Genomic DNA, 12,289 nt, shown 5'->3' with positions numbered 1-12,289 from the left:
TCAGGCCGCTTGCTTTTTCGACCCGCGCTTCTGTGCCACGGCCTTCTTCGCCGCGATGTCGGCGATCTGTTCGTCATGCCGCTTTGCCGCACGCTCGCATTTGGCGCGGATTTCCTCGACTTCGGATTCGGTCAGATGCTCGATGCCGATGAAGTGGTTGTGGCCCTTGCCGACCCGGATCAGTTCGTCGAGCTTGGCCTGGATCGCCGCGCCGTCGCGGTTCTGAGTGTTCTGGATCAGGAAGACCATCAGGAAGGTGATGATGGTCGTGCCCGTGTTGATGACGAGTTGCCAAGTGTCCGAAAAGCCGAAGAACGGACCGCTCACCCCCCAGGCGATGATGATGAGGCAACAGACGGCGAATGTCGGCGGCAGGCCGGCTATGCGGGCGACCCAGTTGGCAACCTTGGTGAAATGCTTTTCCATCTATCGGAATCCTCGACGCTGCGGCGCGATGAGAAACAATCAGCGACCGCTTCAGGTTCCCGATGCGAACAAATACCTCAGGTACAATTGCCTACACGCATAGGGAGAATAGTCTGGAAAACACACCTTATGGGTTCAATGCCACAGTACTCCTGCAGGCAAGAGTGCCTGTTCCTTCCGCTTCACAGCGGTTTACCTCCAGCCCCTTCCGCTGCGCCACCCCCGCATGGCGGAAGGGGTTTCAGTCCGGAGAGCGCGGAGCATGGTTTCCCGAAAGCGCCGACCGGCAGAAGGACAGACGGTCGCTCCACTTTCCCGCAGATTGCTTGGCAGCGCCGGCCTAGGCCTGCTGATGGCCTGCGCGGCCGTGACCGCCAGGGCAGAACCATCAACAGCACCGGCTGCCGAAATAGCGACCGATCCGACAATCACCGGCAGTCTCGAAAGGCATTGGACCAACAACGCGCTGGACAGCGACCATGCGGTCAAGGACTGGTACACACTGTTGCGCGGTTCGCTGCAGCAGCAATGGGGCGACAACGACGCCAACGCGAAATTCAGCGCGGACTTCCAGGTAACGCATTACGACAAGACGTCGATCGAGGACGACCGCGGATTGTCGCTGTCGGCCGAGGCCTTCCGCCGGCTCGGCCCGGGTCTCGAACTGAGGGGATCGCTGAGCTATCGCGTCTCCAGCACCGGCGACAATCTGGATATCGGCCCGCTGACGCTGGGTACGCGGGAGTTCAAGCAGGTCTTCGGCGCCCAGACACAACTCGGCATCGACCTCGGCAACGCCACATCGCTGATCCTCGAGGCCGCCGACAGCTACGAAAAGCTCGGCGCGACGCATTTCCAGGAAGATCTCATCTTGCCGGCGAAGCTGCATGCCGACCGCAATCTCTTCCAGTTGGCGGCTCGGGTCACCCGAACAGTTGGCCAGCTTGCCTTCGGCGCGTCCGCGTCTGCGCTCTTCGCCAGCGTCGAGGAAATCGGTTACCCGCCGCTGTTCCTGTCGTTCAACGCCTATACGCTGCGCGCCGAGGCGGCCTACAAGGCCACCGATGGTTCGACGCTCGGCGTGGCCTTGGGTGCGCAGTTCCTGCGCGGCGCCGATAACATCTACCAGCGCTGGCGTCCGACCTGGCAAGTCACCTTCGGCAAGCCTCTGCCGCACGGCTTCGAGCTGCGCGGCACCTATTTCGGCCGCTACGAAACGTCCGAAACCGACGACCCCCTGGCTTCGTGGCTGCAGCGCGCGGAACTGGAACTTGGCATGAAGGTGCGCGAAAACCTCGGCATCGCTTCCGGCATCTTCTATGAGCTCAAGGACAATTTGCTCTACGAGAACCAGGAGCGCCGCAAGGGCGTCTATGCCGAAGCGACGTACAACGCGACCAAATCGATGGCCATTGTCGTTCGCGTCGACGTTTCCGAGACCTTCAAGACCGTGATCGACGAGCGCGAACACACGGTCGATGCATTTGTGGGCCTGCGGGCGAAGATCTAGCTCATTCCCGCGCTTGACTGGGTAGGCCCACAAGCGGAGGCAGGAGGGTGTTGAAGACCCTCCTGCCCACGACACGTGACATAAGGATGCCCGTGACTTTCCTGCTCAGTGACGGCCGCCCAGCTTGTAGCTGTTGCCGCCAAGGACATTGACGCCGATACCGCTGAGAACGCCGGTAAGGACGTTGGTCTTGTTGCCGTTCAGAATGCCCTGGACGACATTGCCGCTCAGGATGTTGTTGCCACTCAGGATGCCATTGAGCGCGGTCACCTGGCCGACACCGATGGACGGCGACACATTGATCAGGCTACCCGAGCTACCTCCCCAGCCGCCGGCATAGGCGCCGACAGTCGAGAACGAAACCATAGCAGCGGTGAGTACAAAAGCGAACTTCTTCATGACTTCTCTCCATTGTTGCTAGTAGTGTTTTCTTCGACTTCTTACGACTTACCCCCGAAACGAGTAGTGCATTTTGCCGAAAGTCTTGCAACCTTGGAGTGTTTAATTTCACGGATACAATCCGTTTTCCATTTCTTAACTTTAATATTTTACGTTAAGAAAATTGGTTACCGTCGACGTCTTGAGCTGGTCAGACGGCGTCGTTTTCCCAACGATCGAGGAATGCTTCGATCGGCATTGCCTGCATGTCGGGAACCGCTCTGGCGAGCTTTTCGACCGGCCAGTTCCACCAGGCGAGAGCTTCGATCCGCGCCGCGATATCCGGAGCGAAGCGTGGCCGGAGAGCCTTCGCCGGCACGCCGGCGACGATCGCGTAGGGCGGCACATCACGCGTCACCACTGCGTTGGCGCCAACCACCGCGCCATTGCCGATGGTGACCCCGGGCATGATCACCGCGCCGTGGCCGATCCAGACATCATGGCCGATGGTCACGGCTTTCGCCTGCCGCCGTTCGCGGAAGGCGGCATCGACGCCCAGCCAGCGAAAATACTCGTTCGGCCGGTAGCTGAGCTTGTGCTGGGTCAGCCGCTCTATGGGATGCTCCAGCGCATTGATGCGGCTGTTGGCGGCGATCGAGCAGAATTTGCCGATCGTCGTGTAGATCGCTTCCGAATGGCGTTCGAAATAGGAGAAGTCGCCGACGGTGACCTCGCGAAGCACCACCCGCTCGCCGATCGAGGCATAACGCCCAAGCTTGCACGCCTTCAACTCCGCGGTCGGATGGATGCGTGGCTCGGGGTCTTTCGGGACGAGATCTTCGGAACGGTCCATGCCGGCGGCTTTACCCCTAGGCGATTGGTCCCGCAAGCGGGGCCAATCGTCCGTCAGATCGTTTCCCGGCAAGGATTCGCCCAGGCGATTGGTCCCGCAAGCGGGGCCAATCGTGCGCCCGGGAAGGAACTGAATCGCCTATTGCGGCTTGCCTTTGCTCCACACCACGTTCTGGCCGTAGAGCGGCACGGTGGTGACCGACATTTTCGCCGAGCCGTTCTGCACCTGGCGCGAATGCGAGAGATAGATCAGCGTCTCGTTGGCCTTGTCGTAGATACGGTTCACCACCTGCTTCTTCCAGATCAGGCTGATGCCTTGCTTGAACACTTCCTCGCCGCCCTCGCTCATGTCGATGTCGCCGATGGTGATCGGGCCGGTCTGGCGGCAGGAGATCGAGGAATCGGACGGATCCTCGAACCAGTTGCCCTTGTGCAGGCGATCGATGATGCCGCGATCGAAATAGGAGACGTGACATGTCACGCCCTCCACCTTGGGGTCCTTGATCGCCTCGACGATGATGTCGTTGCCGAGCCAGTCGACGCCGACCTTGCCGACTTCATCGGCCACGGCGGCCCCGGCACCTAGGACAACGCACGCGGCCAAGGCACCGCCGATCAGTCTTCGCCCAATCAGTCCGTGCCCAATCAGTCGTTGCAAGGGACCCTCCTGCGGTTCGAGTTGCCGGTCACAGGTGGGGCGAGCGGCCCGGCTTTGCAAGCAGATAGGTCGACACCGCAGCGGTTGCGGCAACGCGGCACTTTGCCTGTGCGGGGCCGAACCGCTAAGACTGTCGCACAGGCGCGGCATTGAGCCGGCGCGACGATTTCTGCAGACGGACTTTTCTGATGATGCGTTCTATCCTGGTCGGTATTCTCGTCCTGATGGCGGCCGGCATCGGCTGGCTGACTTTCGACTGGTATCGCGGCCACTATGGCGGCGAGCCATTCGGGGCCGCCTTTACTCTGGTCGACCAGAAAGGCGCGCCGATCACCGAAGCCGCCTTCCGGGGCCAGCCCAGCGTCGTCTTCTTCGGCTTCACCCATTGCCCCGAGGTCTGCCCGACCACGCTGTTCGAACTGGCCGGCTGGCTGAAGACGCTCGGCGACGACGGCAAGAACCTGCACGCCTATTTCGTATCGGTCGATCCGGAGCGCGACACGCCTGAGGTGATGAACGCCTATGTCAGCAATTTCTCCGACCGTATCGTCGGCATCACGGGCGCTCCGGACAAGGTCCATGCCATGGCCAAGTCGTTCGGCATCTATTGGAAGAAGGTCGACACGGGCGACGGCGACTACACGATGGATCATACCGCCTCGGTGCTGCTGCTCAACGCCAAGGGCGATTTTGCCGGCACAATCGCCTACGGCGAAAGCGCCGATACGGCCATCGCCAAGCTGAAGCGGCTGGCGGCGAAAGGCTGATTACCATTTCATGACCCAGACGCGCCTTTACTTCACCACCGGAAAGATCGAGTCCGTCAGCATTTTCGCGGCGCTTGAGGCGGCCTTCGAGGAAGAGGGGCTGCCGATCGCCGTGCTGGAGGTCGACGAGGACAAGGACATCCACGAAGTATCGCTCTATGCCGATGGCGACGTCGATGCGGTCGAGACCCGCTTGAAGGACATCCTTGCCGGCCTTTCCCTGTCGAAGCCGATCGAGCGCGAGCCCCTGCCCGACATCGACTGGGTGGCGCATTCGCTGGAAGAGCTGAAGCCGGTGCGTGCCGGACGTTTCTTCGTCCACGGCGCACATGACCGCAGGAAACGCCACAGCGGCGAACTCGCCATCGAAATCGAAGCCGGCCTCGCCTTCGGCACCGGCCATCACGGCACCACCGCCGGCTGCCTGGAAATGCTGGAAAGAGTGGTCCGGCGCGAACACCCGCGCAATGCGCTCGACCTCGGCACCGGCAGCGCGGTACTGGCGATCGCCGTCGCCAAGCTGGCGCACATTCCGGTGCTGGCCACCGACATCGATCCGGTGGCGGTGCGGGTGGCTGCCGCCAATGCGCGGCTCAACCACGTCAAGGCACTGGTGGAAACAGCAACCGCGCCCGGCTTTCACCATCCGATCTTCGGCAAGCGCGCGCCCTTCGATCTGATCGTCGCCAACATATTGGCGCGGCCGCTGATGCGGCTGGCGCCGCAAATGGCCCATCATATCGCACTTGGCGGCTCGATCGTGCTGTCGGGCATCCTCGAGCGCCAGCGGGACGCGGTCATCTCGGCCTATGTCGGCCAGAATTTCCGCCATGTCAGAACCTTGCACCGCGAGGGCTGGGTGACGATCCACCTGAAGCACTAGACCGGCACCGACCGAGCCTGGACCAAATTCCCCCAGTTGTCAGTCCGGCGATGCTGTAGCAGGTTGCACGCAGCCGGAAATCGATTCCGATTTCCGCGACCGTACGTTACGGTTGCGCGGACTGCAGGAGACCCGCCATGTTCCAGACCTTCGATTCCGCGGGCGACCCGGCCGTCGGCGAACCGCGCGTGGCGCTGCTGCGCCAATGGCTTGAAGCCAACGGGCTGGACGGCTTCATCGTCCCGCGTGCCGACGAGCATCAGGGCGAATATGTCGCCGATCGTTCGGCGCGGCTGAAATGGCTGACCGGCTTCAGCGGCTCGGCCGGCGTCGCCATCGTCCTGCGCGATCGCGCCTTCGTCTTTGTCGACGGGCGCTACACGCTGCAGGTGCGCAGCGAGGTCGATCTCGACGTCTTTTCGATCGAAAGCCTGGTCGACAATCCCCCGGCAGTCTGGCTGAAAGACAATCTCGGCAAGGGCGCACGACTCGGCTTCGATCCATGGCTGCACACGATCAGCGAGGTCAAGGCGCTGCAGGCCTCAGTCGACAAGAACGGCGCCGTACTGGTGCCGCTCGACAAAAACCCGATCGACATCATCTGGAAGGATCAGCCCGACGCGCCGGTGGCCCCGGTCGAGCTCCACCCGATCGGCTTTGCCGGCGAGCTCGCCAAGGACAAGCTGGCGCGGCTGGCGGCGGCGATCGCCAAGGACGGCGCCACCCATGCGGTGCTGACCGACCCCTCCTCCATCGCCTGGGCCTTCAACATCCGTGGCGGCGACGTGCCGCACACGCCGCTGGCGCTCGGCTTCGCCATCCTCGCCGCCGATGGGTCGCACCAGCTTTTCATGGATAAGCGCAAATTCTCGCGCCAGGTCGCCGCCTACCTCACCCAGCTCGCCGAGCCGCATGAGCCCGGCGAATTCGAAGCCGCGATCACAGCGCTTGCCAAGAGTGGCGCGAAAATCGCGCTCGACCCGGTGCTGGCGGCTGACCGGCTGCGCATGCTGGTCGAGGACAATGGCGGCGCCGTCATTGCAGCAGCAGATCCTGCCCGAATCCCGCGCGCCACCAAGAACCAGGCCGAGATCAACGGCTCGCGCGCCGCGCATCGCCGTGACGGTGCGGCCGTGGCGAAATTGCTGTGCTGGCTGGAGCGGCAAAAACCCGGCTCGCTCGACGAGATCGCTGTCGTCACCAGGCTGGAGGAACAGCGCCGGCGGACCGGCGAGGAAACCCAGATGCCGCTGCGCGACGTCTCCTTCGACACCATTTCGGGCGCCGGCCCGAACGGCGCCATCATGCATTACCGCGTGTCGCGCGCCACCAGCCGCAAGCTGCAGGCCGGCGAGCTGTTCCTGCTCGATTCCGGCGCGCAGTATCAGGACGGCACCACCGACATCACCCGCACCGTGCCGATCGGCCAGCCGACGCAGGAGATGCGCGAACGCTTCACCCTGGTGCTGAAAGGCATGATCGGCATTTCCACCTTGCGCTTTCCCGCCGGCACGCGCGGCTCCGAGATCGATGCCGTCGCGCGCATGGCGCTGTGGAAGCACGGCTGCGACTTCGCCCACGGCACCGGCCATGGCGTCGGCTCGTATCTGGCCGTGCATGAAGGCCCGCAGCGTATCGCCCGCACCGGCACCGAAAAGCTGCTCGAAGGCATGATGCTGTCCAACGAGCCCGGCTACTACAAGGAAGGCTCCTACGGCATCCGCATCGAGAACCTGATCCTGGTGACGCCGGCGCAAGAGATCGAGGGCGGCGACATCGCCATGCACGGCTTCGAGACGCTGACGCTGGCGCCGATCGATACCAGGCTGGTGCAGTCGGACCTTCTGACGCGTGACGAGCTGCATTGGCTGGACTCGTACCACGCGCGCGTGCTGGCCGAAATCGGCCCGATGCTCGACGGCGAAACGCTGGCCTGGCTGGAGAAGGCCACCGCGCCGCTGCCGCACGACGCGAAGATCTGATTTTCTGAGGCGCCGAGGGCGTGGCGGAATTCAGGTCAGGACGAGCCGAAAACGATGGGTTCCGTGAACCGGAGCGGAGCGTACTTTTGGGTACGTGAGCTCAGTTCTACCGCGACGCGGTAGAACGGGGAAGCGCAGGAAGCCGCCGTTTGCAGGCCGTCATCACCTGAATATCGATACGCCCTACCCGACGAACTGCCGCGCCACGATCAATACCGCCGCGCCCGCCAAAAACATCGCCATCAACCCACCGCGCAGCGAAACCACGGCGGTGACCACCAGTGCGGCCCATTCCGCCGGGCCGGCGTTCAACAGCTCGGGCGCTACCAGCGTCGTCAGCACCGCCGCCGGCACGGCATTGAGGCCGGCCTCGACGCGGGGATGGATGGTATCGAAGCGCGATATCACCAGGTGCCCGCCGATGCGCGTCAGATAGGTCGCGATTGCGCCGGCGATAATGATCCAGAAGGTCGTGCTCATGGCCGTGCCTTTACGCCGCTATGGTGGGGAGGCAGGATGACCGCCAGCAGCACACCGGCAACAGCGCCAATCGAGACATGCCAGGGCGAGCCCACGGTCTTGTAGGCGATGATGGAGGCGGCAGCGCTGGCAATGACCACCGGCAGCCACAGAGGCCGCTTGCGGAAGCCCAGCACGAGACCGAGGAAATAGATCGGCAGCAGGAAATCGATGCCCAGCGCGTGCGTGTCGGGGATCAGCTTGCCGAACAGCGCACCAAGCGCGCTTTCGACGATCCAGAACAGATAGACAGGCAAGCCAAGTCCCAGATACCAGGCAAAGCCGACCGTCTGGCCGGATTGCGCCCTCGCCTCGGCCACCGCGAATTGCGGATCGGTGAGGATGAAATAGCCTAGTACCTGCTGGATGACAGGCCAGTGCGCGATGCGCCGGCCGATGCCGGCGGAATAGAGCACGTGGCGGAAATTGACGGCGAAGATCGACAGCACGATCAGCCACGGCGCCACATGCTGGCCGAACAGCTGGATGCCGACCATCTGGCTGGCGCCGCCATAGACCAGCGCACTCATCAGAAAGGCTTCCAGGACCGAGAAGCCATTGTCCACGGCGAGCGCGCCGAACAGCACCGCAAACGGCGCCGAGGCCACCACCACAGGCATCGACAGCCGCACGCCTTGCCAGAAATCGCTTCTGTCGCCGCTCTCGGAAATTACGTCCGTCGCCATCAACCACTCCTGATGCATGTCGCCCAAAAGGGGGATAACGACATGCACAACAACAAGGGAAGCGCGGTATGTAGGTGGCGCGGCTTGCCGTGTCACACGAATTCGCTTGAGCCAAACGATCAGCGGAAATGATCGCTGGATCGGCTGAGTTAGACGCTTATTCCTTCAGGATCTTGCCCTCGATCGCCCTGCCCCAGTCGAGCAGCGGCTTGGCGCGCAAGGTGAAATCGACGAGCTCGTCGACCAGATCAGCCGTATGGATTCCCGCGGGATCGATAACATGCTGGACGACAAAATGCCGGTTGCGGATGGCGGCGACAAGGTCGGGATCGCTGATTTCCTCGAAGCCGCGTGGCGTACGCTTCATACGGCCTTCGGTCTCGAGTTCAAGCCGGTTCTTCTTCAACGCCGCCACCAGGGCGCGAAACCTGTCCGGCTTCGTCGCGATGGCTTTGCGCATCGCCAGCAGCAGCGCCGGCTCCGGCTGCCACCAGGCAATGTCGGCGAAGCAGCGCTCAAGCCCGACATGGACGTAGAACACGCCCTGCTCCATCTTGGTGCCGTCGGGCGACAGGATGGCAGACAAATGCCTGTTGTAAGGCCGCTTGTCCTTGGCGAAGCGCACGTCGCGGTTGATTCGGAACAGCGACTTCTTGCGGTCGCCGCGCAGGCCGAGACCCGCCTTTGCGAAGCGCTCGGTCAGCGTGTCGACGAGATCACTGAGCGGATCGCGCAATTCCTGTTCGAACAAGTCACGGTTCTCCAAAAACCACTCTCGGCTCTGGTGGAAATCCAGCGCCTTGAGGAACGGAATGGCTTTTGGGCCGAACCCTTTGAATGCGCCGTCCATCAGGCCTTGCCGATCCGCGCCAGCCAGGCATCTTCGTCGATGACCTCGATGCCGAGTTCGCTGGCGAGCTTGAGCTTGGAGCCGGCACCCGGCCCGGCGACCACCAGATCCGTCTTCGCCGAAACCGAGCCCGCGACCTTGGCGCCGAGGCGCTCCGCCATCGCCTTGGCCTCGGAGCGTGTCATCTTTTCCAGCGAGCCGGTGAAGACGACCGTCTTGCCGGCGACCTCGCTGTCGGCCGAGACGTTGACGATATACGGCTTCGGCTTGACTTGGCGGAGCAACGCATCAAGCACGTCGTCATTGCGCTCATTGCCGAAGAAGTCGCGCAACGCGTCGATCACGGTATCGCCGATACCGTTGACCGAGGGGAAGACACTGTGCGGATCTTCCGCTGCCGCTGTTTCCTTGCCCACGCGGATCAGTTCCTCGATGGTCGAGAAGGTGCGGGCAAGCACAGCCGCCGTCGTTTCGCCGATATGGCGGATGCCGAGCGCGAAGATGAAACGGTCGAGTTCCGGCTCGCGGCGTGAGTCGATGGCCGCGAACAGCTTGTCGAGGCCCTCATAATTGCGGTCCTCGACGCTGCGCACGTTCTTGCGCGTCTTGCCCGATGCGGCCTCGCGCTGCCTCGCCTGTTCCTCGCGCCGTTCCGCCAGCGCCCTGGTGACAGCCGGACGGCGATCCCTGAGCGTGAAGATATCGGCGGCGGTCCTGATCAATCCCGCGTTGAAGAACGTGTCTATGTTCTCCGCGCCGAGGCCTTCGATGTCCAGGGCACCGCGCGACACGAAGTGGCGCAATCCTTCCACCGCCTGCGCCGGGCAGATCAGCTCGCCGGTGCAGCGGCGGCGGGAATCCTCCTTGCCGGTCTTCTCGTTGATCTCGCGCGTCGCCGGCGAGCCGCAGATCGGACAGGTGTGCGGGAATTCGTACGGCACGGCATCGGCCGGCCGCTTGTCGATGACGACGCTGACGATCTGCGGAATGACATCGCCTGCCCGCTGGATCACGACCGTATCGCCGATGCGCACGTCGATGCCGTCGCGGATCGGCTGGCCGGTCGAGTCCAGGCCCTTGATGTAATCCTCATTGTGCAGCGTGACGTTCTCGACCACGACGCCGCCGACCGTGACCGGCGCCAGCCGCGCGACCGGCGCCAGCGTACCGGTACGGCCGACCTGGATGTCGATCTTCTGAACGGTCGTCATCGCCTGTTCGGCCGGAAATTTATGCGCGATCGCCCAGCGCGGTTCGCCGGTGACGAAGCCCCAGCGGCGTTGCAACTCCAGCTGGTCGACCTTGTAGACGACGCCGTCGATATCGTAGCCGAGCGCGGAGCGCTGCTCCTCGATCCGATGATAATGCGCGATCAACTCCTTGGCCGATTTCGCCCGCACCATCAGCGGACTGATCTTGAACCCCCACTCGGCGAATTTCTGCACCGAATCATACTGGGTCGGAGCCGGATCCGCTGTCGTGTAACCCCAGGCATAGGCGAAGAATTTGAGGTTTCGGCTGGCGGTGACGGACGGATCCTTCTGGCGCAGCGACCCGGCCGCCGTGTTGCGCGGATTGACGTAGTCCTGGCCGCCGACGGCGGCCGAGCGCTGCTTCAGCGCCTCGAATTCCGCATAGGTCATGTAGACCTCGCCGCGTATCTCGATGGTTTCGGGCCAGCCCGAGCCTTTCAGCTTTGCAGGGATGTCGGCGATGGTCTTCAAATTGGCGGTGATGTCTTCGCCGACGGCGCCGTTGCCACGCGTTGCGCCCTGCACGAACACACCGTTTTCGTAACGCAGCGAAGCCGATAGCCCGTCGATCTTCGGTTCGGCCGTGAACGCAATGTCGAGTTCCTTGTCGCGATCGAAGAACCGCCGCCCGCGTTCGATGAAATCCGTGACATCATCGTCGGTATAGGCCTTGGCAAGGCTGAGCATCGGCACGGCATGGCGCACCTTGGTAAAGCCTTCCGCGGGCGCTGCTCCGACCCTGAGCGATGGCGAATCCTCGCGCACCAGCGCCGGAAAGCGCTCCTCGATGGCAAGGTTGCGCCGCGCCAGCGCATCATACTCGGCATCGGTGATAACAGGCGCATCTTCGGTATGGTAGCGCCGGTCGTGCTCGGCGATCTCTTCCGCCAGCCGCTTCAGCTCGGCTTCGGCCTCGCTCTCACTGAGCGAATCGACAGGTTTTTCAGCCATGCTTTCCTTCCCCGGACGGTGGCCCGCCACAATAGATCAGGATTTTGGGAAAATCATTCCTGAACAGCAGGATGGAGCCATATCCTGACTCGATCCCTGACACCTGTTGTTCTTATGCGGCCGTGGTGTTTTCACGCAGCAATCGCTCGGCGGCGGCGCGCGCCTCGTCGGTGATGGTGGCGCCGGCCAGCATGCGCGCGATCTCTTCCTGCCGCGCCGGCCGGTCCATCTCGGCAATGCCGGTGGCGACACGGTCGGTGGTGCCGGATTTGGAGATCAGGAAATGCGTCGCCGCGCGTGCCGCGACCTGTGGCGCATGCGTCACCGAGAGCACCTGGACGCGCTTCGACAGCCGCGCCAGCCGCTGGCCGATCGCGTCGGCGACAGCGCCGCCCACCCCAGTATCGATTTCATCGAAAACCAGCGTCGGCGCCGAGCCGCGGTCGGCCAGCGCGACCTTCAACGCCAGAAGGAAGCGCGAAAGTTCGCCGCCGGACGCCACTTTCATCATCGGCCCGGGCCGCGTGCCTGGATTGGTGCGCACCCAGAATTCGATCTGGTCGATGCCCTCTTC

Annotated in this window: 12 protein-coding genes and 1 pseudogene; 4 read left to right on the top strand and 9 right to left on the bottom strand. The window is 63.1% G+C overall.

Annotated features, from left to right (window positions below):
* A complete protein-coding gene (locus tag EN990_RS23565) occupies positions 1-426 on the bottom strand; it encodes a low affinity iron permease family protein (protein WP_013530978.1) in 426 nt (141 codons plus the stop codon).
* Between the two features lie 262 nt (positions 427-688).
* On the opposite strand from EN990_RS23565, the gene EN990_RS23560 reads away from it, so the two are divergent.
* Complete coding sequence (locus tag EN990_RS23560; protein WP_013530977.1) at positions 689-1,936, top strand: hypothetical protein; 1,248 nt, start codon at positions 689-691, stop codon at positions 1,934-1,936.
* Positions 1,937-2,041: 105 nt separating this feature from the next.
* Here the strand turns inward: EN990_RS23560 and EN990_RS23555 are convergent, their stop codons facing one another.
* From EN990_RS23555 to EN990_RS23545, 3 genes are all read right to left on the bottom strand, one after another.
* Positions 2,042-2,335, bottom strand: a complete 294-nt coding sequence (locus EN990_RS23555; protein ID WP_013530976.1) for a hypothetical protein — start codon at positions 2,333-2,335, stop codon at positions 2,042-2,044.
* A 190-nt stretch (positions 2,336-2,525) separates the two neighbouring features.
* Positions 2,526-3,167, bottom strand: coding sequence for a DapH/DapD/GlmU-related protein (locus EN990_RS23550; protein WP_063168299.1), 642 nt, complete (start codon positions 3,165-3,167; stop codon positions 2,526-2,528).
* A gap of 138 nt (positions 3,168-3,305) precedes the next feature.
* Positions 3,306-3,824, bottom strand: a complete 519-nt coding sequence (locus EN990_RS23545; protein WP_024501452.1) for a CreA family protein — start codon at positions 3,822-3,824, stop codon at positions 3,306-3,308.
* Positions 3,825-4,012: 188 nt separating this feature from the next.
* On the opposite strand from EN990_RS23545, the gene EN990_RS23540 reads away from it, so the two are divergent.
* From EN990_RS23540 to EN990_RS23530, 3 genes are all read left to right on the top strand, one after another.
* Entirely contained in the window at positions 4,013-4,591 is a 579-nt protein-coding gene (locus EN990_RS23540) for an SCO family protein (RefSeq protein ID WP_013530973.1), read from the top strand.
* Positions 4,592-4,601: 10 nt separating this feature from the next.
* Positions 4,602-5,474 carry a 50S ribosomal protein L11 methyltransferase gene (locus EN990_RS23535; protein WP_013530972.1) on the top strand — a complete coding sequence of 291 codons (873 nt, stop codon included), beginning with the start codon at positions 4,602-4,604 and terminating at the stop codon, positions 5,472-5,474.
* A 137-nt stretch (positions 5,475-5,611) separates the two neighbouring features.
* A complete protein-coding gene (locus EN990_RS23530; RefSeq protein ID WP_127385040.1) occupies positions 5,612-7,456 on the top strand; it encodes an aminopeptidase P family protein in 1,845 nt (614 codons plus the stop codon).
* 183 nt (positions 7,457-7,639) lie between these two features.
* Here the strand turns inward: EN990_RS23530 and EN990_RS23525 are convergent, their stop codons facing one another.
* The 5 genes and pseudogenes from EN990_RS23525 to EN990_RS23505 form a co-directional block, all read right to left on the bottom strand.
* Complete coding sequence (locus EN990_RS23525; protein ID WP_013530970.1) at positions 7,640-7,936, bottom strand: AzlD family protein; 297 nt, start codon at positions 7,934-7,936, stop codon at positions 7,640-7,642.
* Complete coding sequence (locus tag EN990_RS23520; RefSeq protein ID WP_013530969.1) at positions 7,933-8,661, bottom strand: AzlC family ABC transporter permease; 729 nt, start codon at positions 8,659-8,661, stop codon at positions 7,933-7,935. Before EN990_RS23520 ends, EN990_RS23525 begins: the two co-directional genes overlap by 4 nt.
* Positions 8,662-8,818: 157 nt before the next feature.
* Entirely contained in the window at positions 8,819-9,511 is a 693-nt protein-coding gene (locus tag EN990_RS23515; RefSeq protein ID WP_013530968.1) for a TIGR02453 family protein, read from the bottom strand.
* Positions 9,511-11,715 (bottom strand): NAD-dependent DNA ligase LigA, encoded by a 2,205-nt coding sequence (gene ligA / locus EN990_RS23510; RefSeq protein ID WP_127385039.1) that lies wholly within the window; start codon positions 11,713-11,715, stop codon positions 9,511-9,513. Before ligA ends, EN990_RS23515 begins: the two co-directional genes overlap by 1 nt.
* A 112-nt stretch (positions 11,716-11,827) precedes the next feature.
* Positions 11,828-12,289: pseudogene (locus EN990_RS23505) on the bottom strand (DNA repair protein RecN); the annotation flags it as partial.

The sequence above is a fragment of the Mesorhizobium sp. M7A.F.Ca.US.005.03.1.1 genome, assembly GCF_003997975.1.
GTDB classification, from domain to species: Bacteria; Pseudomonadota; Alphaproteobacteria; order Rhizobiales; family Rhizobiaceae; genus Mesorhizobium; species Mesorhizobium ciceri.
Note: the sequence above shows the minus strand (reverse complement) of the source record. Positions and strands in the feature narration are given on the sequence as shown.

Excerpts from the sequence above, each read along its gene's own strand:
- EN990_RS23520 (WP_013530969.1), bottom strand. The coding sequence starts at position 8,661 with ATGGCGACGGACGTAATTTCCGAGAGCGGCGACAGAAGCGATTTCTGG.
- EN990_RS23530 (WP_127385040.1), top strand. The coding sequence starts at position 5,612 with ATGTTCCAGACCTTCGATTCCGCGGGCGACCCGGCCGTCGGCGAACCG.
- EN990_RS23515 (WP_013530968.1), bottom strand. The coding sequence starts at position 9,511 with ATGGACGGCGCATTCAAAGGGTTCGGCCCAAAAGCCATTCCGTTCCTC.
- EN990_RS23525 (WP_013530970.1), bottom strand. The coding sequence starts at position 7,936 with ATGAGCACGACCTTCTGGATCATTATCGCCGGCGCAATCGCGACCTAT.
- EN990_RS23550 (WP_063168299.1), bottom strand. The coding sequence starts at position 3,167 with ATGGACCGTTCCGAAGATCTCGTCCCGAAAGACCCCGAGCCACGCATC.
- EN990_RS23540 (WP_013530973.1), top strand. The coding sequence starts at position 4,013 with ATGATGCGTTCTATCCTGGTCGGTATTCTCGTCCTGATGGCGGCCGGC.
- EN990_RS23560 (WP_013530977.1), top strand. The coding sequence starts at position 689 with ATGGTTTCCCGAAAGCGCCGACCGGCAGAAGGACAGACGGTCGCTCCA.
- EN990_RS23555 (WP_013530976.1), bottom strand. The coding sequence starts at position 2,335 with ATGAAGAAGTTCGCTTTTGTACTCACCGCTGCTATGGTTTCGTTCTCG.
- EN990_RS23565 (WP_013530978.1), bottom strand. The coding sequence starts at position 426 with ATGGAAAAGCATTTCACCAAGGTTGCCAACTGGGTCGCCCGCATAGCC.
- EN990_RS23535 (WP_013530972.1), top strand. The coding sequence starts at position 4,602 with ATGACCCAGACGCGCCTTTACTTCACCACCGGAAAGATCGAGTCCGTC.
- ligA (WP_127385039.1), bottom strand. The coding sequence starts at position 11,715 with ATGGCTGAAAAACCTGTCGATTCGCTCAGTGAGAGCGAGGCCGAAGCC.